A 23,310-nucleotide genomic window follows, 5' to 3' on the forward strand; every position below is an offset into this window, starting at 1 on the left:
TGAGATTCAATGGAACGCTTTATCGAAAATACAATGTACGCCTCGCGTTGGCTGCTGGCGCCGATCTACCTGGGGCTGTCCTTGGGCCTGCTGGTCCTGGCGTTGAAATTCTTCCAGGAAATCATTCACGTGATTCCCAACATCTTCACCATGTTGGAAGCCGAAGTGATCCTGCTGCTGCTGTCGTTGATCGACATGGCCCTGGTGGGCGGCTTGCTGGTGATGGTGATGATTTCCGGTTACGAGAACTTCGTGTCGCAGCTGGATATCGACGAAAACAAGGAAAAGCTCAACTGGCTGGGTACCATGGACTCGTCGTCGCTGAAGATGAAAGTTGCGGCCTCCATCGTGGCGATTTCCTCCATCCACCTGCTGCGCATCTTCATGGACGCCAAGAACGTCGATCCACAGCACCTGATGTGGTACGTGATCATCCACATGACCTTCGTGGTCTCGGCGTTCGCCATGGGCTACCTGGACAAACTCACCAAGCATTGATACCCCGCGCTGGCCTTACTGCTCCACGAAGTAATAAGGCTGGCGGTTGACTGCCATTTGCTTGATCACCGTAACCGGCTCTTTTAGCCGGTCAGTGTGGTCCGTCAGCGCAACGTTGCCGGGCTTGGCGCTGAGGAAGGCGCGCAGTTCGGCTTCGGTGTTCAGGATCGGCAAGTAGGCCTGCAGGTAGAACACGCTGGCGCCGTCGATGCGCTCGTTGGGTTGGTACATGGCCACCGTCCTGCCTTCGTCTTGCAGGGTCTGGATCTGGCTGATCACCGGCACGAATGAATGGCGCACATCGGCTTTGGGTGCAAACCAGAACGCCGCGCTCAGGTAGCAGGCGATGGCCAGGCTGAAAACCCCGCCGATGATCTGCCGGTGATAGCGGTACAGCCCCGGCTTATGGTCTTTGGCCCACTCCAGCAGCACCCGCGCATATTCGGCAGCCAGTACAGCCGCGGCTGGCGTCAGCGCCATCAAATACACGGTGCGTTTACTGGAAGCCAGGGTCAGCAGGGTGAACTGCGCCACCAGCCACACACTGAAAAACAGGCGGTAGCGGTTGCGTACCAGGCTTTTGCGGAAGTGCCACAGGCCCAAGTACACCAGGATGTTCCAGGGCAGGAAGGCCTCGGGCAGTTTCGCGAGGTAATAGTAGAAAGGTTCGTAATGCCCGGCCTCGACGAACGAACCACTGAAGCGCCCGACGCTATTGGTCCATAACACCTCACCCACCGCCTGCATCCCACCGCGCTGAAACAGAAACCCCAGCCAGATCAGCAGCGGCACCAACGCCAACAGCGTGAACAGCGCCGGCTTGAGCCAATCGCCCAGCCGCAGGCGTTTATCCATCAGGCTGGTGCTGAACAGGTACACGAAAATCACAATGCCCGGCATCGCCAGGCCCAACACACCCTTGCTCAACGTAGCGATGACCATCCCGGCGGTAAACAACGCCCAGGCCCAAGTACTTGAACCTTCACGATCGGGCCGTACCGCCTGGTAAAACCCCAGCAGGGCCGCGGTGACACCGAGGCTGAGCAACGAATCCTCACCCACCCCCCGCACATTGCCCCAATAACTGGCCATGGTCGCCAGGATCAGCGCAGCGCTGAACGCCAGCGTCTGCGGCCGCCCGAACCGACGCAACATCCCGTACAACAGCATCACACTGAACAACCCGGCAAACGCCGACGCCAGGCGCACCGCCCCGGTGCTGGCGCCAAACAGGCGAATCGCACCCGCGTCCAGCCACAGGCTCAGGGGTGGTTTTTCCAGGAAGGGTTCACGAAACAGGCGCGGCACCACCCAGTCATTGTCCAGGTGCATCGCCATGGCGATCCCGGACACCCGGGCTTCGGTAGAGCCTTGCAGCTCGTGGTTGCCGAGGGCGAAGAAGAACAACAGAGCAGCAAGCAAGAGCAGCAGGGGAGCGGGGCGCGTCATGGAGTCTGGCTACCGAGGCATGAGACCGATCGGGCGACCGGTCATGGGTAGTCAGGGAGTATACGAGTGCGATTCTTAACCTTTGGTGAACGGCCGTGGGGTTTTTCTCCGGCGGATCAAGGCAGTTTCAAGCTGGGCACTGCCGCTTTGCCTTGTGCGGTCAGCACCGGCTCCAATTGCTCCCAGGTGAAGGCCAAGTCGTTGTCGCAACCGTCACCATTGGCCGGTGTCGAGAGTTGCAGGCCCTGGGTGTTGAAGCTCAGGTGAAAATTGGAGTAATCGGTAATCGCGGGGCAGCCCTCGTCGGTGGTGGTTTGCTTGGCCAGCCAAGTGCTGAAGGCGGCCGGCAGCTTCAAATGGCCGGAATAGGCGTCATGCCATTGCTGATGGCCGCCGAGCCAGGTCCATGGGTCCACACTCTCGCCGGTTTGCAAGTTCCAGGAGTGCAGGCCCCAACTGATGCCCATGGCGCCTTGGCCTGCGGCCCAGCGGTAGAACCGCACGGTGAGAAATTGCGATGACCAATAGGCAGGCTCAACCTCGATCTCACTGGTATAGACCGAGCCGTTTCGACCCAGGTATTCACGCCGCTCATAAAAATAGTCGGTTAGATCTTCGTCATTGACGGCCAACGCGGCGAGTTGCTGGTTGATCTTCTGCACCGCCGGGCCATCGCCCTCCAGCTTGAGCGTGACGCGGGGGCCTTGGATCTTGAGCTGGTAGGTGTGGTTGTGGAAAGTCTTCTTCTCGGTCTTGATCGGCAGCGGCGCGGCTTCCATGGGCGCGTTATAGGCATCGCTGCCGCAGCCGTCCGTGCCAATGCGGCGCAGGGCCAGTGGCAGCGGCGCACCGCCATCGGTTTTGCTCCAAGCACCAGAAAGAGTATCGCCCTGAGGTTTTTGCAGGGCCCAGAAACCGGTGTTGCCTTCCTCCACCCAAGGCGCGTTGTCGTTGGCCTGGGTCAGTTGAATCGGGGTACGAATGCGCTGGTAGTAATAACTGCCATGCTCCCCGTCGGCGCCGTTGAAACAGACGGTGATAGCGGACTTGCCCAAAGTACCTTGCCAAACCCCGGCCAGCTCGGCAGCGGTGGCGAATGAAGGGATGAAGGCGAGGGCGGTGACGGCGAAGGGCTTGAACACGGGTATCTGACTTCCGGTTGTCTGATAAAGGCCGTCAGGGTAATGGGAAGTGTGAGGGGATGCCAGCGGGCGAGATACGCTGAGGCAGCTCGCCCGTTTTCGTGTTTTAAGGTTGTGGCATTTGGGTAGTGAATGGCTGGGTGTTCAAGACCCGTTCTACCAGTAGCTCACCTAAAACGATCAATTGCTGGGCGGCCAGCAACTTGTGGCGGTGCGCGCCTTCAAGTTCGAAAGCCAGGTCGGTGGTCATGGCGTTGAGGGAGGCGAGGGTTTCGCTGGCTTGGATTAGCAGGGTTTCGGGGTGGATGTTTTCGGCGAGGGTGAAGAGGGTGGTTGGGGGATTGGGGGTGATCTTTTTCATGATGAAGCTCCCACACTGTTTAAGGAGCTACCGCCCCCTGCTGTCAAACAGGATTGGGTGGCAGCTGTACGCGGGTTGACAGACCGGAAGTGTAGGAACCCGGCGCACCCGAAGATGCCCCACGCACAGCCGCCATGAACGGAGCGGAATGCGTAAGCATGCCGCCTTATCACAGGGTGTGAAAGGTTACACTTTTCGGCCTGTCAAAGCCGGTCGCTGATCGCCAGCGACGCAAAGAAGTTAGCGTTGTGAAGGGGGTTGCGCCAGTTCACCAACAGCGCGGCAACTTGCGGGAAGCTTCCGAAGCTCGGCCCTGTTGGCGTCCCCGTCGTCAGGCTCTGTTAAAAGCTCCAGTCCTCAGCCTGAACCAACTGGCAGAACGGCCCATTGAGCGTGGCATTGTGATGAGCCACGATGGCCTCGGCTTTCATCAAGGGCGTGTCAGAACAGGTATGACCGTCGGCGATAAGCACCGCATCGAAGCCAAGGTCACGCGCAGCACGGCAGGTGCTGTCGACGCAGTATTGCGTTTTCATCCCGGTGACTACCACGCCGGTGGCGCCGCAAGAGCGCAGACTGTCAGCTAGGTCAGTCATCGCAAAAGCGTTAGGCCGACGCTTTTCGAACACCACTTCCCCACCCAGCAACTTCATTTCCTCTGCAATCAGCGTAAGCGGGCTGCCCGACTCGATTGGCGAGCCAGCGGGGCCGATGTGACGCGCGAGAAAAATTGGCGCGCCTGCGCTGCGGGCCTTGTCCATCAGGGTGTTGAGCGTTTCCAACAGCTCTTCGCAGCGCCAGGGCTTTTCCGGGCCGTGAACAAGCCCGACTTGGATATCGAGTATCAACAGGGCGTACATGGGTGCATCTCCTTGCGTGTGAACCAGCGACACAAGGGCATAAAAAAGGCCCTGTCCATCGCTGGCGGGCCTTTGAAGTGTTCGTTGGTTATTGGCTCACGAAACCTCGCACGCTCCGCTTGATGCGGTCGTGGTGGTGGTTGTCGATGTGAGGCAATAGGTAGTCATGGGGCGACACTAGCATTGTGGTTGATGGAATGCCAGGTACAAAAAAGACGTCCATGACGTCTTTCTTCGTTAGTGTGGTGCGCCGGGGTAATCTGAACTGGAAGGATAAGCTATTGTTTTTTATCGATTTAATGTTTTTGGTCTTTTGATTGGAATACTCTTTGGAATACTAAGTCCATTTTCAAAGCTCTGAGGCGTGATCGGCCAGGCCGATGAGATTGCACTTGGTCCGAGGGGGCCGACCAAAGCAGATATCCCTTTAAGCTTAAGTGGTGCGTCTTTATTCCATCCAGCTCTCGCCATTTAAACTTTACGTTCGCTCGGCTTGTGGGCGGCGTTATTTTTGAGTTTTTGCCTGTTTTTGCTGGGTATTTCCGATAACTATTTTTCTGTCCCCCCATTTGTCCCCCCATTTGTCCCCCCACATTGAGCCCGCGCACGAGGTCGGAAGCTCTATGGCGGATGAGTTGGTGGTTAATCTGTGCGAATGGGTGAGATGACTTCAGCGTAAGCGTCGTTGTGACCGCTGACTGTTCGCAATACTTCGATACCCACGGTAAACTTCACACCGGAGATTGCTGCGTCCTGCTCCAGGACGTTACCAGAAAAGCCTTGCGGACTGGGCTGGAATTCTCAAAGCAAGTGACCGCCAACGATGATGTACTGCATGCGTTCGACTGGACGCTCATTTTCGTCATCGATCAGAGCCTTTGCCAGTCGTGAACCCACTATCACCGTCAGAAAGCGAGATGTGCTTGGCGGGCCATTGGAGCAGGCTACGCCTTGCTCACGGCCTGTTTCGACAAAGGCGCAGCTAACTGTGTGACAGAGAGGTCGATTGCCTAAAGGGCGCTGGAGTCATCAACCTTTGACAGATTCGGCAGCAAAAGTACAAGTCTAGATTGGCATTTATCGTAAGGCCTACCAATACGACCATACCGTGACTGAGCTGAACAAGCGCTCTACGATACCCCAGACAGAAGCTGGCCTGATCCGATCAGACCGAGCGACAAAGAGAGCAATGTAATGAATCTCAGCAGCACCATCAAATCCATCCAGGACATCATGCGTAAAGATGATGGAGTCGACGGCGACGCTCAGCGCCTTGGTCAACTCACCTGGCTGCTGTTCCTCAAAGTTTTCGACCAGCGCGAGGAAGAATGGGAAGGCGCCCAGTCCAGCTATAGCTCGCCCTTGCCTGAACTGCTGCGATGGCGCAATTGGGCTGCATTTTTGGTAGGGGCCGATGGCCGGAAAACGCCGCAAAAGTCTCCCGCCGAAGTCATCGGTTTCATCAACAACGAGTTGTTTCCACAGCTCAAGGAACTGGATGCAAATGCAAGCCCGCAGCACAAGGTAATTCGTAGCGTCTTTGAGGATGCTAACAATTACATGAAATCCGGTACCCAGCTGTTGGCCGTGGTCGAAAAGCTGGAAGAGGCCATCAATTTTCATGATTTCAAGACTCGCGCCAGCTTGGGGGATGTCTACGAGCAAATGCTCAACGATTTGCGCGGTGCTGGGAACGCTGGCGAGTTTTACACCCCGCGTGCCATTACCCAGTTTATGGCAGATCGTGTTAATCCGCGATTGGACAAGCGCGATACGGTAATGGATCCAGCGTGTGGCACAGGTGGCTTCTTGACTGCTGCCATTGACCATTTTCGCAATCAGCTCCGCACTGACCCCAGTGATATTGAAAGGCTCGCGATTGAGAAATTGATTCACGGCATTGAAAAAAAGCAGCTGCCGCACCTGCTCTGCACCACCAACATGTTGCTGCACGGCATTGATGTTCCGAGTCAGATTGAACACCGCAATACGTTGGGCACACTCTGGAAAGAATGGGATGCTAACGACAAAGTAGACTGCATCATCACCAACCCTCCTTTTGGTGGATATGAAGATGATGGTGTTGGTAGCGACTACCCGCCGAACCTGCGCACACGCGAAACTGCCGACATGTTCATGGCACTCATTATTGAGAAGCTGTTGAAAGAAAATGGCCGTGCTGCTGTAGTTCTGCCCGATGGCTTTTTGTTTGGTGATGGGATCAAGGGCGAGCTGAAAAAGCTACTACTTCAGAAGTGCAATTTGCACACTATCATCCGTCTGCCTAAGGGGGTTTTCGCCCCTTACACAAGCATCAAAACCAACTTGCTGTTTTTTACAAAGGGCAGCACAGCGGACAATGACGCGGAACACTTTCATACAGATTCTATCTGGTTCTACGAACACCCGTATCCGGAAGGTTACAAGAGTTACTCCAAAACCAAGCCAATCCGTTTTGAGGAATTCAAATCCGAGCAGGAGTGGTGGGGGTCTGAAGCTAGCGATTTTGCTAGTCGAGTGGAAAGCGAGTTCGCCTGGAAAGTGGACTTCAAGGCCAATCGCGAGAGAGCTGAAACTGCCGCTAAGCCCCACTGGCAGCGTGCTACGGAACTGAATAAACAGACCGTTGCGCTGGAATCAGAAATTAACGATTTGCGCAGGAGTCTGGGTACTTCAGCTAAGTCGGCCAGCCATGAAAAAATCGAGCTTCAGATAGCTGAGAAGCGTCTCCAGGTCGAACAGTTGCGTCTGCAAGCCCGTGAAGCACAAGCTGCGGGAGACCGAGTTTATTGGCCGATCTACAATCTCGACATCAAGAACCCCAACTCGCCAGAAGAGGAAATCCAAGATCCAGACCGCCTTCTTGAAAACTACAAAAGGCTGTTAGGCGAAATTGAGGAAACTGAGAACAGGCTCAAAAGTGAACTGACTGCCGCGCTAGCGCATCATTTTGTAGACGAGGACGCCTGATGGAGGCGCAGCAATTTCTAGCGGAGTTTGGGCATATTGCAAGCGCGCCAGGGGGCATAACGCGCTTGCGCGAGTTGGTGCTGCAATTTGCGGTGCAGGGGCGACTAATAGAGAAGGGGCCTTCATGGACATTGCGCACACTGTCAGAGCTTGGTAAGTGGGGCAGTGGCGGAACACCTGCAAAAACACACGCTGACTACTATGGCGGAGATATTCCGTGGTTAGTAATTGGTGACTTAAATGACGGTGTAGTGAAGTCCGCGTCTAGCTCCATTACACAAAAAGGCCTAGAGAATAGTTCTGCAAAACTAGTCCCTGCGGGATCTTTGCTGGTTGGCATGTATGGATCGATAGGGAAGTTGGGTATAGCAGGGGTTGAATGTGCTACAAATCAAGCTATTGCACATTGCGTTGTAGACGATAGTTTGGCCCTTACAACGTATCTTTTTGTGTTCATCAGAGCCATACGAGCTAATCTCTTTCTTAAGGGTAAGGGGCTTGCTCAGCAAAATATCTCGCAAACGATTTTGAAGGCTCAAGAAATTGAGCTGCCTCCACTTGAAGAACAGTCCCGCATTGTCGCTAAAGTAAATGAGCTGATAGCCTTATGCGATGATCTTGAGGTAGAGCAGAAAGATTGCCGCCGTGTGCAAAACAAATTGCGTCAGGCCACTTTGCAAGCTGTCGCCACAGCTACAAGTCCATATGAGCTGCAAACGGCGTGGTCGCGTTTGGACGAGAACTTCAGTCTGCTATTTAATTTTCCGGAAGACGTAGATCAGTTCATCGCTGAGCTGAAAAACATGTCTGTCCGTGGATTGCTTTCTTTAGCCTCTACCTCCTCGGTTGATGTGGACAGGATTACGACAGATTGCGATAACTTACGTGATAGTTACGTTTCGTCTGGCCTAATGCGGCGTCAAAAGCTCGTCACAGTTACAAGTACCGAAGTTATCTATCCCGCGCATTGGGCGATTGTTCCATTTGACAAGGTAGCTGTTGTCATAGGTGGTGTAACCAAAGGCCGCAATCTGCGTGGAAATAATGTTTTGACCCGCCCTTACCTAGCGGTCGCCAATGTTCAGCGTGGTTTTTTTAAATTGACTGAATTGAAGACAATCCAAATTGGCGTGGAGGAGTTGAGTAAGTATCTTGTTCAAGACGGTGATTTGCTAATCACCGAAGGTGGCGATTGGGATAAGGTTGGACGTACTGCAATCTGGAGAGGCGGCGTTGAAGACGTTTTGCACCAAAATCACGTATTCAAAGCTCGCGTTTCATCATCCTATTTGCTCAATGAATGGGTTGAACTCGTATTCAACTCAGGTGTAGGTCGTGACTATTTCTCTGGAGCGTCTAAGCAAACGACAAACCTTGCGTCAATTAACATGACGCAACTCCGAAGTTTTCCCTTGCCTATTCCACCGCTTGATGAGCAGCAAGAGATATTAGTCAAACTAGATGAGTTGACAAGTCAGGCAGTAGCTTGGCGTAAACAGTTAGAAAAAAAGCAGCGCTTAGCCTCATTGCTTGCGGGCGCAACTGTGGAAGCCCTTACTGGCATTGCCACTGAACAGCAAGAGGAACCTATGAAAGCTCCCAAAACTGAACTGATTGCCCAGTTGCGCTTGGGTAACACGCCCAATATTAGTGCCCAGGCGCCATTGGCGACAATTCTGACTCGCCACAACGGTGAAATGCCTGCAAAAGATTTATGGCAGCGCTTCAGTGGCGATGTTGATGCCTTCTACGCGCAATTGAAGGTGGAAGTTTCAAAGGGATGGATTATGGAACCTTCTGTAGCTGAAATGCGCCAAACACTGACTGACGTAGAAGGTATCTGAAATGCAGTTGCAATTTCTTCGGCTACCACACTTTCGTAATTTGCGTGAATTAGATATATCTTTCACGTCACATTTTATGCCCGAGTTCGAGGGGGCAGATCCAGTCAGTTTTAAGCCTATTCGCAGTCATGTTTTGATCGGCCAAAACGGCGTTGGCAAGTCTAATCTAATTGAAGCGCTGATCACTATTTTTCGCGACATCGATCTAGATCGTGAGGCAGCATTCGATTACACATTAGGATATGAAATTCGTGGTCATGTGGTGCGTATCGAAGCGGATACAGCAAAACAGAAGCGTCCCTTTGTATGGGTAGATGGCGATCGCGTTAGCCAGGAATACTTAATAAAAAATGGGCCGGCTGACAAGGTGCCGCGTGATGAACGTAGAGGTCCTCGGCTACTGCCAACTCATATCTTTGCTTATTACTCTGGCCGTAATGAGCGCATCGAGGCACTTTTCCAGGAGCATCAGCGCCGCTTCAATCAACGCCAGGAAATCACAACAGATGAAGTGCTGTCCGAGCAATTGCTGGAAAGGTTCACAGCGTCTGAAGCTGACATACGCGCGATAGACGATGCTAAGCGTAGGCGGGACACTCGTCTCAAACAGATTGGGGACGACCGCTTACGTCGACTATTTTACTGCCGTGGTGGCCACAGCCAGCTGGTATTGTTGGCCTGTTTGCTGTCCGATGATCCGGTCTTTCAGAAAGTATTGAAAAACCTGCATATTGAGTCATTGGAGTCCGCTCTATTTGTCCTTAAGGAGCCACACCGTCTGCGCGAAAAACGCAAAGGCGGTAAATTAGACGAAAACGAAATTAATGAAGGTGATCCGCGTTTTTGGTATGCGCGTGGCAATGTGGTGAGCGAGTTTCTCGATAAGCTTTGGCAGGTTGCTTGGGCTCCAATTGAGCAGGAAACCACGAAACAGATCGACTTCCGAGGCCGCAGCGAAAAACAGAAACAGCTCTATCTGTTTGTTCCAAGTCAGGACAAGCTCAAACAGCTCGGCGAGCTAGTTGGCGGTACCGACAGTTTTTTCCGTTACGCCGAAGGGGCCTACATTGGCGACCTGATCGACGAAGTTCGCATCACAGTAAAAAAACGCGATGAACACGGTGGCAAGGTTAGCTTCACTCAGCTTTCTGAAGGTGAACTACAAATGCTTACCGTGCTCGGTTTGATGAGGATAACTCGCGAAGACAATTGTCTATTCCTGCTCGACGAGCCGGATACTCATCTCAATCCAATCTGGAAGCTGCGTTACTTCGATGACATTGAAGGTGTGCTGACGTCGGACGATGGCGCGCTGGTGCAGGGTGAATCGCAAATCCTGATCACCACTCATGACCCTATGATGATCGGCAGTCTTAAGCGTGAGCAGGTGTATATTTTACGTCGTGATGGCGAGCGGACGGCAGTAGATGTACCGGATGAACATCCACAAGGTATGGGCGTGACTGGCTTGCTTAAGAGTGAGTTGTTTGGCTTGTCATCCACTCTAGACATTGAAACAGAGCGGCGCCTGTTTCGCCGCAATGAGTTGTTTGTTAAGGCCTCACGTACGCCGGAGGAAGAGGCGGAGCTATCTCGTCTTTCTGCTGAGCTGGCCGATTTGGGCTTCTCAACGGCTGATTTTCGGGATCCTGACTACGCCTTGTTTGTACGCAAGATGGCGCAGCACCGCAGATTCCGCAAGCCTGTACTGACGCCAGAAGAGCAAGCCGAACAGGACGCCATTGCCGATTCGATTATTGAAGAAATTTTGCGCGAGAAAGGTGGAAAATGATCTTCATCGACTTGGAGCACAAGCTGCCAACTGACGCTGAGCTGCCGCCAGATGTTCGCTGGTCGCAAGCTGCTTGGGACGCGTGGTTAGCCGAATCAACTCGCCTTGTAGGAGAGCTAGCCAAGCTGGATGTCGCGGGAAAGATTAAAGAACGGAATCAGTTGATAGATGATCGCAGTGCGCATTGGGGCAAGCTTAAGCCATGGTTGTTGGCCATTTCGTGCGGAAAGTGCTGGTTTACCGAAGCTCGCGAAATTGCCTCGCATCTAGATGTGGAGCATTTTCGCCCCAAAAAAGCATCTCGTAACGTTAAGGGCTCGGACCGAGATGGTTATTGGTGGTTGGCTTTTGATTTTATGAATTTTCGCATCGCAGGCACCGTGCCCAATCGTAAGAAGGGAGCATGGTTTCCGCTACGTTACGGTTCCCGACGCTCCAGTTATGCAAGGCGATGTGAGGGCGATGAGATCCCACACTTCCTTGACCCGACAAATGCTTACGATGTAACACTACTTGCTTTCGATGAAGAGGGTAAGGCTGTGCCGGCACCGGGAATCTCCCGGTGGGAACATGTACGCGTTCGTCGGACTGTCGAACGTTTAAAACTCACGGAGCATCAGGCGTTAGCCGAAGAGCGTCGTAAGGTTTGGCAGCGCGTAAGCAACCACATAGGTAACTACAAACGTGCGCTGGCTGAGTCTAGACACTCTGGAGCAGCCCGCGAACGTGCTAAATCTGAAGCTCGTGAGATATTTGAGCTTACAAAAAACAGCGCAGAATTATCTGCGGTAGCCAAATGGTGTGTTTTGCTACGAAATGATCCCCAATTGTTGAGATTGGTATGCTGAGTGTTGCACTCGCCCTGGAGAATATTCAACTTCAATGTGCCATATGGCTATTTTTAGCAACAAGGAACCTTGATGGTAGTAAGTTGCTAGAAGTTGTACGGTGAAAAAATACATAGAGTCGTGCAGTAATGGAATAACGTGTAAGCAGTCTGAGTTCCTATGGATGCTGGGCTCAGACCGCTACAGGGACATAATAGTCCAGGTTTGACGGGTAAGATAAAGCCAATATGCTAATATCTTTGATTTAGAAGTTGTGAACGTATGGAATTGTCGTGTGCCTCTTAATGAATGCCTATAGGTTTATCATTTTTGTCGTAACAAATTGGATATTCGCAGTAACCGCCAGCACTTTCCACGTCATCTACTTTAACGGTCGGAAGGAACTGATTTAGATCAGCTTTAGCTACTTTATTCTTGTTGATATGGCAGTCGTCGTCCATCTGCGGGTTGCACCACGCTTCGCTCACCCTAGTTTTAGACTTCGGTGCACTAGCCGATTGCTTAGTGTCTGAGTCTAGTGTATACGCCGCTAGATCGTCCTTAACGATAGACTCGAGTTGTCCATGATCCAGAAGAAATTCGGAAAGTAGTCCGCGCGCTTGTGCATAAGAAACGGGCTTGCCATTTTGATATGGCCCACCGTCCATGCGGTACGCAATAGGGAAGCCATCACTGCTCGGATAGATGTAGTAGTGGCGAGATGCCGTAAAGTTTATGTCTTGGTCAATTAAACCAAATACACCATCAGCTCCTTGAACAATGCACTTGCCTCGGCGGCACAGCCCGCTTAGTTGGTTGTTGTAGGTGATGTTTTGCCGCTGGGCGGCATCGTATACTTTTATTAGGCGTGGCAGGACCTTCCAGGTACACCGATAAAACTCAGCGCCATATTGATTTTTCGCTTTAGCACAGGGAATTGCATAGGGGAGTCCCTCCATTGTCACTTCACTTGGAAACATTGGTGAATAAGTATAACCATAGTCTACAGCGGCATTTGCTAATGTGCCAAATGCAAGAAACGGTAGTGCTGTTATAAAGTGACGAATGAGTTGTCGCATGGGAAGTCCTTTTTAGTTTGTGTTGGCTTCGGCCTTTGGAGGGATTCAGTTAGGTTTGTAATTGACTGTTATCTTTTTATTTACAAAGTCTTTTATTATTTCGTAGTCAGGGTTGTAGGTGGCCAGCTTGTGGGCAGTAATCGTAGCTGCTGAAATGGCTAATAGCGGTAGAGTAGATACGGATGCAAGAACTCCAAATGCACCTAGCACTCCACCTTTGGCTACCACGCCTTTTAAGTCGCTACTGACGCGACATTTAAATCCTAGGCTCTCTATCTTTTTTTCGACTTTCAGTACGCTCTTAGTGAACTGACCTCGTAACCCTACAATCACGAAGGATGCTTTGGCGCGTAGGAGAATGTCTATTTCAGTTTCGTTTAGGCCGTTAACTGTCTTGAGTGGCATGTTTAAAGTTCTCTTTGCTGAGCGTAGGAGGTGACCCTCACGCTGAGTTAGCGCGATGGCATGTGCCTGTAAAAGGGTCGTAAATGCCGTGGCCGTTAAAGCATCATAGCGCGACGATTTCCGCCATGGCAAGAATCTCTGCGACTCACGATAAAGACGGCGACCTGGTACAGCTTGGTGCGGCGGTACGCGCGCGGCGGCTCGAGCATGCGCTGTCACAAGAAGCCCTAGCGGACGCTGCTGGGATTGACCGTTCCCACATGGGGAAGATTGAACGAGGGGAAAGGAATGTTACTTTTTTGAATATTCTTAGGATCGCGACGGCTTTGCGCTGCAAGCCTTCAGATTTGCTCATCGAAGCAGGGCTATGACCTGCCATTTATCAACGGTTTGTTTGCATCAGCCGTTCTTAATTCCTGTATCTGCCCATCCTTTGCATAATTCATTTGGATAGGGGCAAACATATCTCAATGGTGCTCCTATAGGGCATAAGGCGCCCAGCCCAGTAAACACTGGCTGGGCAGGTTGATGTGAGAAACGGATCAGGCCGCCAGGCGAAGAGCCGTATCCAGCGCCCTCTGCTTAATGACGGCACCTTGTCCAAACCATGCTGAGTCCATCCGGTACTCAGAACTCCTTGCCCGCCGCTCATGGTCGACATATTCGGTCACGGCGTTGAGCAGTCCCCATGCGGTTCCTTTAGCAGACTGCAAGGTTGAGCCTCGGCCTTGTCCTTCATACAGGCTTTGTACTTTGCGTAAAGCTCGTTCGTTCGGTTGTACTTCCGGAATGGGGCTGTTAGAAGGGGTGTCGCATAGCACGCTGAGGAAGAAACTCATCGCTTCCGGCCACTGCACCCGGCGCTCTGCGAGCATGTGCATTCGATGCATGAATTCGTCCCACTGCGACACCGCGATACCCAACTGCTTCTTTACCGCCTGCGGATCAAACCGAGTGCTGTGCGGAACCTTGATGGCACGGCTGGCCCCATCCAAGGCAATGGTCAGTGTGTTGTTACAGACGACTCGAACGGTGGTGGGTGTGGCGGTGGTGGCTAACGTGCCGTCGCACGAGGTTGCCAGTAGCAGATAACCATTCACCTCATCATTACCTGCCAATGCGGCGGTTTGCCCTGTCCGTGCCAGAGCCCAGAACTTACGGCCTCCTTTCAACACTCCCGCAGTTTCCAGCTCATACCCGGAGACCTCAGTGAGGTCGCGGTAAAATTCCAGCACATCGTGAGGCTGAACTATTTGGTAGCGTTGTGAGACTACTGAAAGCGCTGCTTTGGTGTCAGAACGGTACAAAACCTTCTGTTCTGGAAATGTATAAATTGATCCCAGGTTACCTACTGTGTTGGCCTTGAAATGGACGGGGCTGTCTTCTATGCGCCAGTTCATACCTGCTTCTTTCTGCCAGACCTCAATAGGTTGTTTAGGTGAAAGCGCGGAGCCGAGGCCATGCCACGGTGCCTGCCCGACATAGGCCATTTGTTCAACATAGTGAGCCATTGGTTTTTTCTCGTTCGATAGGCACACGGCAGCGCTGCTGAGATATCAGCAGGGAGGCGTGCACAAGTGATTTGGTTGTCAGTCTTCTTGAGATGCTTCGAATGCGCGTTGAACTGGTAGGGGTGTTGTGGGTAAGTGCATACGGAAAGAGCAATTACATTGGTTGCATTGGTAGGCGTCGAAAACATAGTGATCAATCACTGTTCCTATTTTCGCTCCTGCGATACATCCCGCTGCACCACTTACAAATGCCGCTGTAATAGCTGAGGCTAACCGCCCGATTGTGGCGGTCAGCCCACCAGTTGGGCCACTGGTTATCAAGACGATGCTGGCGCCGATAGACGTGGCGGATAATCCTCGGAGTGCGCCGCTTACACCGCCGATGGCGGCACCTGCTCTCTTGGCTATGGCTTGCTTTGCCACGGCTGATGAGCCGCAGCTTGGACATTTATACATTTTCAGATTCCAGGTTGTTGGATATGTCAAGACTGTTTGTTGCCTCCTGTGTGTTATATATGGCTAAAATTATTTCGAATTGAGTCGTGGAGTCAGCAGAGAGAGCAAAAGTTAGTTCCCGGTGACAGAGGAACCAACATTTCAGAGCTGGGAACCAACTTTCTGCACTGGAAGGTTGGCTTGTGTGCGTGAGTCTGTCCGTCAGCGTCATGGTCGTCACTTGGAATTCTGTTTTGTCCCCTGGGAATTTTTTACTAGGTGCTAAGTCGAGTGAATGCGGGCAGAGGTTCTTTTACCGTTGGGATTCATTACAACCCGAGGTATATACCATGCAGCGAGATTCGGAAGTACATCCTAGTGTTATCAGACTCAAACAGCTCTCAATTAGGGTGGGGCTATCACGGTCAACCATTTATGATCGGATTAACCCGCGATCTTCGCGATATGACGCAACGTTCCCTAAGCCTTTTAAATTGGGCAGCTTTGCTGTGGGGTGGCTGGAGGAGGATGTAAGTGCTTGGCTGCATCGATGCGTTAGCGTTTCCTGTAACGGCTCTACTCCGAGCTAACCACAAGCACTAACTTTCATTTTTCTATGGGTTGATATCTCCAGCGTGCGTTGCTGTTGTTTATCTAATTCGTTGGTGTGACCGTTGCAAACAGAGAGCTTGAATATTGGTATCTATGTTATATCTAGAATAATATCTCTAGTATCTATATTTAATGTCTATACCTAATACCCGTCTCCCATGCACGCCGTGATAGAGCATTGGTGTGCATGGGCAGTATGCGGCGATGCGTACAGTAGTGGCTAAAGTAGAAGTTGCAATATGTATTGTTAGTTGAGTGCACTATGTGAGAGATGATTAGAGTGCCTGCCCACATAAGGTGAGTGTATGAGGTTTGATGAAGAATTAGAGTTCTATTTTGAACATGAGTCGTACATGTATGCGGACATCAACGGTGAGACGGTTGAGCAGTATACCGATCAAGTGTTGCTGGCGCGTGATATCCGTTTGATTGTCGACGTGACGGCGCGCCTGAAGGCCTTTGAGAAGGGGTTGTTTCTGCCTCGTACAATGGCAATGTCTAAGCAGAAGAAGGTCAGAGTGTTGGAACATGACTGTCTAAGCTTGCTAAAGGTAGACTTTGGGATGATCAAAGAGGTTTATCCCTATCATGAGTTTAATCCGCTGCTGAGAGTTTTTATGAAGTACTTTGCTGGAGTGGAGCTGAAATCAGATGTATATAAGGTTGAGTTGCTTCTGTCTGATGAATTATCCCTGCTCCATGACTTGATAGAAAATGTTAAGCAGGAAATTCGGGGTGTGGAGTTCCAAAATATTCTGAAAGGTTTTAGCCGGTCTGCCAATAAAAACTATAAAAGCCTAGTTGGATATATTGATTCGCTGTTTGTGCGTTACGCTAGGATGCTAGTGATTCGTGTCGATTTCACCTATCGCAGCCAGTACTGCGTTCCTCGAGGAGAAACTGCTATCACCCATGCCGAAGCCAGGAGGCATCGCGAAGCCTTAATGAAGTATCTCAGGAGCCCTAAGTCACCGGGTGTTGTAGGGTATGCTTGGAAACTGGAATATGGTCTTGATAAGTCCTACCATTATCACTGTTTGTTGTTTTTGAATGGAACTGATCATCGAGAGGATATCGTCATTGCCAAGCTTCTGGGGGAATACTGGGTAGAGACGGTGACTGAAGGGAAAGGAATTTATTATAACTGCAACAAGAACAAAGCGGCGTTTGAAAAGAAAGGGATCTTAGGGGTTGGCATGATTAGCCACCATCAGGCCGGTCTAAGGGCTGGGCTAAACCTTGTGGCGGCGTATCTGACCAAGCCGGATTACTTCATCCGGATGATCGCACCTGACGGCGGTAGGTGCTTCGGGAAAGGAGGGCGGGTATCTCCCAAAGAAACAAAACGAGGTAGGCCCAGAAAGCAGCCTGAGGCGTTACCTAGTGAATAACCTATTCACTAGTGCCCAGAAAGGCCGCTCGGCATACGGAGCCTTCTTCCTTCATCCATTTCGTTATCAGGTTAGTAAGTTGGGAGGGAGTGAGATTCATGCTTGAATCTTTATTTAGTTTTACAGCTTCCTCATAAATACAGTTTGCAGCGTCTCGCTCTTTTCTCCAGCCTTCCGTCGGCCGAAGCGAGCTAATTAAAACTGCTATCTTTTTCTGGTTTTTTTGGCTGTTCTTTGAGCGTCCTCGGGCCCCTCCATTAATTCGAGGAAGTATCACTCCACTGGCGTATCCTTCGAAGTGGCTAGCATGACAGATAAGTTTCGAAGCGCTAGCGATGGATCCATTTTGACATTCAAAGTCAAATAGGAGGAGGTAAGTGAGTGCGATTAGGGTGTATTCTCGCGCTGGGTGGGTTTGCGAGTCGAACTCACTCATCACCCATTGAGACGTCTTCTGGTCTTTGCACGTCTCTCCCGTTTTGACTTGAGCTTCTATGCTATTTTTGATGTGGTTATAATCTTCGCGAATGACGTGTGTAATCAGGTAGCACAGTGACTCTTCTATCCTGAGCCTTTCGTCCTTCCAGTTAGTCTGTAGCTCTTCTTTTAGTTGCTCTAGCTCATGCAAGGCTTGAGCTAGATTTTGCGACGAATTGGTCATGTCGACTCCCTGACGGTGCGGCTTGATATAATTGGTGTTCAGACTTCGAGATTACTGCTGAGCGTTGGATTGAGGATAGCTGCCCAATCATTCATGAGCAGTCGGCGGTTATCAAGAAAGTCTGAACGAGAGTATGCCCCTTCAGTCTGATCGCGTTCATCATGCGCCAGTGCCATCTCGCAAACCTCGCGAGGATGCTGGGGGGCATTCACCCGGCCAGTCACGAAAGGAAGACCGGAAATCGTGCCTGGTGATTTGCACGTGATTTATGTCATGCAAAATTGTGCGCATTGCGTTAGCGGACTACACCCCCGCTGTCATTGATCGCGGACATAGAAAGGCTCCCGGTAGCAGCTTCCTGGATATGCTCGCTCCACCATTTCATCATTGGCCTTCGGCGCTCTATGTAATCTGCCCGATTATAGGCGCTACGCACCTCGTCCTTGTCCACGTGAGCCAGTGCAACCTCGATTAGCTCAGGATCCCAGCCGTGTTCGTTGAGGATGGTACTGGCCATTGAGCGCATGCCGTGGCTTACCAAGCGGCCTTCGAAACCCATGCGCTTCAGAGCCATATTGGCTGTTTGGCTGTTGCAATGAGTACGGGGATTGCGATCCGCCGGGAAGACATGCTCGCGGTGCCCGCTAAGGGGCTTTATAGCCTCTAGGAGTCCCAAAGCTTGTTCTGTGAGTGGGATGATGTGGGTCCGGCGCTTTTTCATCCGCTCAGGCGGTATCGTCCAGATTTTCTTGCCGATATCGATATCTGCCCATCGTGCGGTGGCTGCTTCTGCAGGGCGAGTCATGGTGTGAAGTTGCCACTCAATCAAGCAACGTGTGGTCCTTTTGATACTGGCGTTGGCCACCGTCACCATTAGCTCATTGAGTTCGTTTGGCGCAAGCGCTGCCATGTTCGTCTTCTTGGGTTTCTTGAAGACAGAGCGAATTCCGCTCAGTGGATTCGAGTGAATCAAGCCGGAATTCACGCCATAAGTCATGATCTCGTTAAGACGCTGGCTCAGTCGCTTCACGGTCTCAAGACTGCCTTTGGTTTCAAGCGGTCTGAGCAGTTTGATAACCGCCGGAGCAGTGATCGCTGAGATTGGGGTAGCGGCCAAGTCGGGAAAAACGTGCAGCGTGAGCGAGCGCCAGATGTCTTCAGCATAAGCAGTAGTAATCGAGTCTTTCTTGAGCTCGAACCAAGCGGTGGCTACGTTTTTAAAGGTATGTTCCGTAGTCGCTCTTAACGTTTGCCGATCCTCGTCACGCTTCGCTTTCGGATCAAGTCCTTGCGCCACCAGCTCCCTGGCCTCTACCGTCCGTTTCCTGGCTTGAGCCAAACTCACCTCCGGAAACGTACCAAGGCCCATATTGATCCGCTTCTTGGTGGCTGGGTGAATGTAGTTAAAATTCCAGAGCTTTGAGCCATTAGCCCTCACTCTCATCTGGAGGCCGTCGCCATCAGTGAGGATGTAATCTTTTTCCTTTGGTTTCGCTGCTTTGACTTTGACGTCTGAAAGTCGAGTGGCTTGGGCACCCATGAGAATCTCCGATACTGCATGTATTCCAAAAAATAGCAGTCGTGGGCTTGGAATACCACGTGGAATACACGAATTGTAGGATGTGCTCAGATACCATCGGACCCCGTTGGACCTGAATCCCCTGTATTTGCTGGATTTCAGGCACAAAAAAAGACGCCCTTGGACGTCTTTAGATGATTAAGTGGTGGAGCCGGGGGGATTTGAACCCCCGTCCGCCAGTACTCCGCTGTCGGTACTACATGCTTAGCCGTTTCTATTAAGTTAACCCTCAGCGACCCGAAGGGCAGGGTGCTTTGGGCGAGTTGTGTAAGTTTTAGCCGCTTCGTCCACAACGTACTGCACGGCGATTCTGTTCTATATGACAATCACTTTGGGTTTACAGACATCCCCTGGTGATTGCTGGACCCGAAGGTACCAGAAGCTCAGGGCTAAGGCTGCTTACGCAGCGAGAGCGAATTCCTGGCCGTAGTTTTCGTCATTGGCAACTATAAGAAGTTGCAACAGTGGATTTACGAGTTCTGTTACCAACTCGGCATGCACCTAAAGTTTCGCGACCGGCGTCGAATCCTAAACGGCCCCGTGCTTGTAACTCGTTGTTTCTTAGTGAGTGACAAGCCTGTGCAGTGTACGCCAAAACGTCAGCGAAGGCCAACCCGAAGGTTGGCCCTCTCGCTTACTGGCCGCCTTTCTCGCTGTTCTGCAGGTCTTGCAGGGCCTTGGAGGTGATTTCGATGCACTTCTTCTCATCACCTGCGGCGTGGGCGGCCTTGGCCTGGGAGACGGCGGTGTCTATTTCGCCACTTTTACCGCTGGTGTCGGTGGCGAGCAGGGCTTTGCCGTTATTGATTTTGTCCAGGTTGATCTGGCACAGGTCTTTGTCACTGGCGGCGAAAGCGGGGGAGGCGAGCATCGCAGCGGTCATGAACAAGCCAGCAAGAGCGGAACGCTTCATAGGGTGTCTCCTTGCGCAAAAGGGCTCGACGCTGCTGGCGTGCAACCGCTGCCAGCGACATCACTGATGGGCCTCGTTTGTCGAGGCCTATGCAGATGACTGCGCGGGTGCGCGAGGGTTCGGTTTTTTTGCCGGGTCAGTGGGCGCGGGCGCGGGTGACGCGGTCTACCAGGTAGACCAGGCCGTGGTAGTCGATGCCGCCATGCTGGGTCAGGCCGATCTCGCAGGTGCGGCTGGTGGAGATGCCTTCGCTGCAATGTTGCACGGCGTCCTTGAGGGAGCGCAGGGCGTGGGCGTTGAGCTCTGGTGTGGTGAAGCCTTTGTCGCCGGCAAAGCCGCAGCAATGAATGCCTTCGGGGATCACCACGGTTTTTGCGCAGCGGCGGGCCAGTTCGATCAGGGCCTGGCTTTCGCCCAGGTGTTGGGTGCTGCAGGTGACGTGCACGGCGATGGGCGCTTCCTGGGGCGTGAACTCGAGGCGGTCCATCAGGTGGGTGCGGATAAAGCGCACGGGGTCGTAGAGGTCCAGGCGCGTTTCTCCCAACTCTTGCACCAGGCGCAGGGTGCAGGGGCTGGTGTCGCAGTAGATCGGGTCGAGGCCGCCGCGGCTGGCGTGGAGCAGGGCGCCGATCAGTTCCTGGCGCTTGTGTTCGGCCTGCTCGGCGTAGCCTTTGGAGGCGAAGGGTTGGCCGCAGCAGAGGCTGTCCTGGTTGTCGGGGAAGACTACTTGGTAGCCGGCTTTTTCCAGCAGTTGGCGGGTTTTGTCGTACAGCGACATTTGCTCTTTATCGCCGGCAGCCGGGCCCATGGCGCGGGAGACACAGGCGGCCAGGTAAACCACGCGCGGGCGCGCGTCCGTCACCGCGGGGTTGAAGCGGATGGCTTTTTCCGGCTGTGGCATGGCGTTGGTCCACTGCGGAATTTGCCCTTTGGACAGCTTGGTCAGTGTGCTCGAGAGCTTGGCCAGTCGTGGAGCCCCCAGCAGCATGCGCGCACCGTTGGCGACGTGCAGGGTAAAGCGCGCACCTTGCAGCGCGGTGGCGAAATGGCTGGCGAGCCAGTCGGCGGTTTTCGTACGGTCGGCTTCGCGGCTGCGCAGCTTTTTCACTAGGTCGCCGGTATTGATGCCTACAGGGCAGCGTTGCGCGCATAACCCGGTGGCGGCGCAGGTGTCGATGCCTTGGTAGTGGTAGGCCGCTTCCAGTTCGGTGGTGTCCACGCCTGCGCGTTTTTTCGCCTGGATGTCGCGCCAGATCACGATGCGCTGGCGCGGGCTCAGGGTCAGGCCTTTTGAAGGGCACACCGGTTCGCAGAACCCGCATTCGATGCACTTATCCACAAGCTCATCGGCGGCGGGCAGGGGCTTGAGGTGTTTGAGGTGGATTTGGGGGTCTTCGCTGAGCACCACATCCGGGTTGAGGATGCCGTTAGGGTCGAGCAGGCGCTTGAGCTGCCACATCAGTTGATACGCGTCGCTGCCCCATTCCAGTTCGACGAAAGGGGCCATATTGCGGCCGGTGCCGTGTTCAGCCTTCAGCGAGCCACCGAACTCCACGGCCACCAGTTGCGCGACGTCGTCCATGAATGCTTGATAGCGTGCGACTTCTTCGCTGCTGTTGAAGCCTTGAGTGAACACAAAGTGCAGATTGCCTTCCAGGGCATGTCCGAAAAGGATGGCTTCGTCGTAGTGATGTTTGTCGAACAGTGCGATCAAGCGGTTTACGCCAATCGCCAACTGCTCTACCGGGAAGGTCACGTCTTCGATGATCACGGTGGTGCCGGTTTTGCGCACGGCGCCTACGGCGGGGAAGGTGTCTTTGCGGATCGCCCACAGGCGTGCGTTTTCCAGTGGGTCTTCGGTGAAGTCGACTTGTTTCTCCACGGGAAACGCCGCCAGGGACGCCATGATGAGCGTCAGTTGTTCGTGCAGCAGCGATGGCGAAGCGGCGCGGGATTCGATCAGCAGTGCGCAGGCGTTTTCCGATAGGTGCTGTACGAAAGCAGGCATGCCTGGTTTGTCCTGCACCGAGCGCATGCTGCGTCGGTCCAGCAGTTCAACGGCGGAGACTGGCTGGGTTTTCAGCACGGTGACTGCGTTGCAGCAGGTTTCGACGTCCGGGAAGACGATCAGCGCCGAGGCTTTGTTGGGGTGATCGATCACGGTGTCGTAGGTGACCGCACTGATAAATCCCAGGGTGCCCTCGGAGCCGACCAGCAGGTGGCTGAGGATATCCAGCGGGTCATCGAAATCTACCAAGGCATTGAGTGACAGGCCGGTGGTATTTTTCAAGCGGTATTTGTGGCGGATCTTTGCCGCCAGCTCAGTATTTGCCCGTGTTTCGCGACCCAACAGGGCCAGGCGTTCAAGCAGTGCACTATGTGACTGACGGAAGGCTTGCACGCTGGCGGCATCTTCGGTGTCCAGGCGGCTGCCATCGGCCAGCACCAGACGGATGCCCGCCAGGGTGTGGTAGGTGTTTTGCGCCGTGCCGCAGCACATGCCACTGGCGTTGTTGGCGACGATACCGCCGATCTTGCAAGCATTGATGGACGCAGGGTCCGGGCCGATCTTGCGCCCGAACGGTGCGAGCCAGGCGTTGGCCTGGGCGCCGATCACGCCGGGTTGCAGGCGGATCTGGGTGCCTTGCCCGCGAATTTCGCGGTGATTCCAGTTGTCACCCAGCACGATCAGCACCGAGTCGCTGATGGCCTGGCCCGAGAGGCTGGTGCCTGCGGCACGGAAGGTCACCGGCACGCGGTCGCGCTGGGCCAGTTGCAGCAGGGTTACCACTTCGTCTTCTGACTCCACGCGGATCACCAGCTGTGGGATCAGTCGGTAGAAGCTGGCGTCGGTGCCGAAGGCGAGGGTGGAAAGTGGATCGTCGAAGCGGCGATCTTGCGGGATCAGTTGTGCGACGTCGCTCAGGAAAGCAGCAGGCAGGCTCATCGGTCCTCCAGAAATAGCAGACGCCGGAAGGGGG

General features: G+C 53.2%; 19 protein-coding genes, 1 other RNA gene and 1 pseudogene. 8 read left to right on the forward strand and 13 right to left on the reverse strand.

The features are described from left to right. Window positions 1-9: 9 nt before the first annotated feature. Window positions 10-498 carry a TIGR00645 family protein gene (locus tag FXO12_RS23230; RefSeq protein ID WP_014719996.1) on the forward strand — a complete coding sequence of 163 codons (489 nt, stop codon included), beginning with the start codon at window positions 10-12 and terminating at the stop codon, window positions 496-498. Window positions 499-513: 15 nt separating this feature from the next. Here the strand turns inward: FXO12_RS23230 and FXO12_RS23235 are convergent, their stop codons facing one another. The 4 genes from FXO12_RS23235 to FXO12_RS23250 all read right to left on the reverse strand — a co-directional run bounded on the left by FXO12_RS23235 (window position 514) and on the right by FXO12_RS23250 (window position 4,310). Continuing rightward, window positions 514-1,947: a glycosyltransferase family 39 protein gene (locus tag FXO12_RS23235; RefSeq protein WP_057975511.1), complete on the reverse strand. Its 1,434-nt coding sequence runs from the start codon at window positions 1,945-1,947 to the stop codon at window positions 514-516. 116 nt (window positions 1,948-2,063) lie between these two features. Next, complete coding sequence (locus FXO12_RS23240) at window positions 2,064-3,089, reverse strand: hypothetical protein (RefSeq protein ID WP_057975510.1); 1,026 nt, start codon at window positions 3,087-3,089, stop codon at window positions 2,064-2,066. A gap of 106 nt (window positions 3,090-3,195) precedes the next feature. Continuing rightward, complete coding sequence (locus FXO12_RS23245) at window positions 3,196-3,450, reverse strand: DUF6124 family protein (RefSeq protein ID WP_054918008.1); 255 nt, start codon at window positions 3,448-3,450, stop codon at window positions 3,196-3,198. A 341-nt stretch (window positions 3,451-3,791) separates the two neighbouring features. Continuing rightward, window positions 3,792-4,310, reverse strand: a complete 519-nt coding sequence (locus tag FXO12_RS23250) for a cysteine hydrolase family protein (protein WP_057975509.1) — start codon at window positions 4,308-4,310, stop codon at window positions 3,792-3,794. 1,194 nt (window positions 4,311-5,504) lie between these two features. Here FXO12_RS23250 and FXO12_RS23255 point away from each other — a divergent pair. The 4 genes from FXO12_RS23255 to FXO12_RS23270 are packed head-to-tail and all read left to right on the forward strand — an operon-like array spanning window position 5,505 to window position 11,764. Further along, window positions 5,505-7,280 (forward strand): N-6 DNA methylase, encoded by a 1,776-nt coding sequence (locus tag FXO12_RS23255; RefSeq protein WP_160049761.1) that lies wholly within the window; start codon window positions 5,505-5,507, stop codon window positions 7,278-7,280. Beyond that, entirely contained in the window at window positions 7,280-9,124 is a 1,845-nt protein-coding gene (locus tag FXO12_RS23260; RefSeq protein ID WP_160049762.1) for a restriction endonuclease subunit S, read from the forward strand. The genes FXO12_RS23255 and FXO12_RS23260 overlap by 1 nt, the downstream gene beginning before the upstream one ends. Window position 9,125: 1 nt before the next feature. After that, window positions 9,126-10,916, forward strand: coding sequence for an AAA family ATPase (locus FXO12_RS23265; RefSeq protein ID WP_160049763.1), 1,791 nt, complete (start codon window positions 9,126-9,128; stop codon window positions 10,914-10,916). Beyond that, the gene (locus FXO12_RS23270) at window positions 10,913-11,764 is read left to right on the forward strand and encodes a hypothetical protein (protein WP_160049764.1); all 852 of its coding nucleotides are present in this window, start codon (window positions 10,913-10,915) and stop codon (window positions 11,762-11,764) included. Before FXO12_RS23265 ends, FXO12_RS23270 begins: the two co-directional genes overlap by 4 nt. Window positions 11,765-12,045: 281 nt before the next feature. On the opposite strand, the gene FXO12_RS23275 is transcribed toward FXO12_RS23270, so the two are convergent. Both FXO12_RS23275 and FXO12_RS23280 read right to left on the reverse strand, forming a co-directional pair. Then, window positions 12,046-12,822, reverse strand: a complete 777-nt coding sequence (locus FXO12_RS23275) for a hypothetical protein (protein WP_256678907.1) — start codon at window positions 12,820-12,822, stop codon at window positions 12,046-12,048. A 45-nt stretch (window positions 12,823-12,867) separates the two neighbouring features. Then, a complete protein-coding gene (locus tag FXO12_RS23280; RefSeq protein ID WP_160049765.1) occupies window positions 12,868-13,227 on the reverse strand; it encodes a hypothetical protein in 360 nt (119 codons plus the stop codon). A 125-nt stretch (window positions 13,228-13,352) separates the two neighbouring features. On the opposite strand from FXO12_RS23280, the gene FXO12_RS23285 reads away from it, so the two are divergent. After that, window positions 13,353-13,598 carry a helix-turn-helix domain-containing protein gene (locus FXO12_RS23285; RefSeq protein ID WP_160049817.1) on the forward strand — a complete coding sequence of 82 codons (246 nt, stop codon included), beginning with the start codon at window positions 13,353-13,355 and terminating at the stop codon, window positions 13,596-13,598. 171 nt (window positions 13,599-13,769) lie between these two features. Here FXO12_RS23285 and FXO12_RS23290 read toward each other — a convergent pair whose 3' ends face one another. Further along, window positions 13,770-14,738: a DUF932 domain-containing protein gene (locus FXO12_RS23290; protein ID WP_160049766.1), complete on the reverse strand. Its 969-nt coding sequence runs from the start codon at window positions 14,736-14,738 to the stop codon at window positions 13,770-13,772. 785 nt (window positions 14,739-15,523) lie between these two features. On the opposite strand from FXO12_RS23290, the gene FXO12_RS23295 reads away from it, so the two are divergent. Both FXO12_RS23295 and FXO12_RS23300 read left to right on the forward strand, forming a co-directional pair. Beyond that, window positions 15,524-15,763 carry an AlpA family transcriptional regulator gene (locus FXO12_RS23295; RefSeq protein WP_160049818.1) on the forward strand — a complete coding sequence of 80 codons (240 nt, stop codon included), beginning with the start codon at window positions 15,524-15,526 and terminating at the stop codon, window positions 15,761-15,763. A 327-nt stretch (window positions 15,764-16,090) separates the two neighbouring features. Further along, on the forward strand, window positions 16,091-17,176 hold the full coding sequence (locus FXO12_RS23300) for an inovirus-type Gp2 protein (RefSeq protein ID WP_160049767.1): 1,086 nt from the start codon (window positions 16,091-16,093) through the stop codon (window positions 17,174-17,176). A 1-nt stretch (window position 17,177) separates the two neighbouring features. Here the strand turns inward: FXO12_RS23300 and FXO12_RS23305 are convergent, their stop codons facing one another. The 6 genes and pseudogenes from FXO12_RS23305 to FXO12_RS23325 form a co-directional block, all read right to left on the reverse strand. After that, window positions 17,178-17,837, reverse strand: coding sequence for a hypothetical protein (locus tag FXO12_RS23305; RefSeq protein ID WP_160049768.1), 660 nt, complete (start codon window positions 17,835-17,837; stop codon window positions 17,178-17,180). A 38-nt stretch (window positions 17,838-17,875) separates the two neighbouring features. Next, window positions 17,876-18,137, reverse strand: a pseudogene (locus FXO12_RS29155) (integrase); the annotation flags it as partial. Continuing rightward, window positions 18,133-19,377 (reverse strand): integrase domain-containing protein, encoded by a 1,245-nt coding sequence (locus FXO12_RS23310; RefSeq protein ID WP_160049769.1) that lies wholly within the window; start codon window positions 19,375-19,377, stop codon window positions 18,133-18,135. The pseudogene FXO12_RS29155 and the gene FXO12_RS23310, both read right to left, overlap by 5 nt. Window positions 19,378-19,559: 182 nt before the next feature. Beyond that, window positions 19,560-19,956, reverse strand: a transfer-messenger RNA (tmRNA) gene (gene ssrA / locus FXO12_RS23315). A 94-nt stretch (window positions 19,957-20,050) separates the two neighbouring features. Next, window positions 20,051-20,329 (reverse strand): hypothetical protein, encoded by a 279-nt coding sequence (locus FXO12_RS23320; protein WP_003194233.1) that lies wholly within the window; start codon window positions 20,327-20,329, stop codon window positions 20,051-20,053. Window positions 20,330-20,465: 136 nt separating this feature from the next. Continuing rightward, window positions 20,466-23,276 (reverse strand): FAD-binding and (Fe-S)-binding domain-containing protein, encoded by a 2,811-nt coding sequence (locus FXO12_RS23325; RefSeq protein ID WP_160049770.1) that lies wholly within the window; start codon window positions 23,274-23,276, stop codon window positions 20,466-20,468. Window positions 23,277-23,310 lie beyond the last annotated feature (34 nt).

Origin of the sequence: Pseudomonas sp. J380 (assembly GCF_009827115.1) — a bacterium.
GTDB classification, from domain to species: domain Bacteria; phylum Pseudomonadota; class Gammaproteobacteria; order Pseudomonadales; family Pseudomonadaceae; genus Aquipseudomonas; species Aquipseudomonas paracarnis.

Excerpts from the sequence above, each read along its gene's own strand:
- FXO12_RS23300 (WP_160049767.1), top strand. The coding sequence starts at position 16,091 with ATGAGGTTTGATGAAGAATTAGAGTTCTATTTTGAACATGAGTCGTAC.
- FXO12_RS23290 (WP_160049766.1), bottom strand. The coding sequence starts at position 14,738 with ATGGCTCACTATGTTGAACAAATGGCCTATGTCGGGCAGGCACCGTGG.
- FXO12_RS23260 (WP_160049762.1), top strand. The coding sequence starts at position 7,280 with ATGGAGGCGCAGCAATTTCTAGCGGAGTTTGGGCATATTGCAAGCGCG.
- FXO12_RS23230 (WP_014719996.1), top strand. The coding sequence starts at position 10 with ATGGAACGCTTTATCGAAAATACAATGTACGCCTCGCGTTGGCTGCTG.
- FXO12_RS23270 (WP_160049764.1), top strand. The coding sequence starts at position 10,913 with ATGATCTTCATCGACTTGGAGCACAAGCTGCCAACTGACGCTGAGCTG.
- FXO12_RS23295 (WP_160049818.1), top strand. The coding sequence starts at position 15,524 with ATGCAGCGAGATTCGGAAGTACATCCTAGTGTTATCAGACTCAAACAG.
- FXO12_RS23310 (WP_160049769.1), bottom strand. The coding sequence starts at position 19,377 with ATGGGTGCCCAAGCCACTCGACTTTCAGACGTCAAAGTCAAAGCAGCG.
- FXO12_RS23255 (WP_160049761.1), top strand. The coding sequence starts at position 5,505 with ATGAATCTCAGCAGCACCATCAAATCCATCCAGGACATCATGCGTAAA.
- FXO12_RS23285 (WP_160049817.1), top strand. The coding sequence starts at position 13,353 with ATGGCAAGAATCTCTGCGACTCACGATAAAGACGGCGACCTGGTACAG.
- FXO12_RS23275 (WP_256678907.1), bottom strand. The coding sequence starts at position 12,822 with ATGCGACAACTCATTCGTCACTTTATAACAGCACTACCGTTTCTTGCA.
- FXO12_RS23250 (WP_057975509.1), bottom strand. The coding sequence starts at position 4,310 with ATGTACGCCCTGTTGATACTCGATATCCAAGTCGGGCTTGTTCACGGC.
- FXO12_RS23320 (WP_003194233.1), bottom strand. The coding sequence starts at position 20,329 with ATGAAGCGTTCCGCTCTTGCTGGCTTGTTCATGACCGCTGCGATGCTC.
- FXO12_RS23245 (WP_054918008.1), bottom strand. The coding sequence starts at position 3,450 with ATGAAAAAGATCACCCCCAATCCCCCAACCACCCTCTTCACCCTCGCC.
- FXO12_RS23265 (WP_160049763.1), top strand. The coding sequence starts at position 9,126 with ATGCAGTTGCAATTTCTTCGGCTACCACACTTTCGTAATTTGCGTGAA.
- FXO12_RS23305 (WP_160049768.1), bottom strand. The coding sequence starts at position 17,837 with ATGACCAATTCGTCGCAAAATCTAGCTCAAGCCTTGCATGAGCTAGAG.
- FXO12_RS23325 (WP_160049770.1), bottom strand. The coding sequence starts at position 23,276 with ATGAGCCTGCCTGCTGCTTTCCTGAGCGACGTCGCACAACTGATCCCG.
- FXO12_RS23280 (WP_160049765.1), bottom strand. The coding sequence starts at position 13,227 with ATGCCACTCAAGACAGTTAACGGCCTAAACGAAACTGAAATAGACATT.
- FXO12_RS23235 (WP_057975511.1), bottom strand. The coding sequence starts at position 1,947 with ATGACGCGCCCCGCTCCCCTGCTGCTCTTGCTTGCTGCTCTGTTGTTC.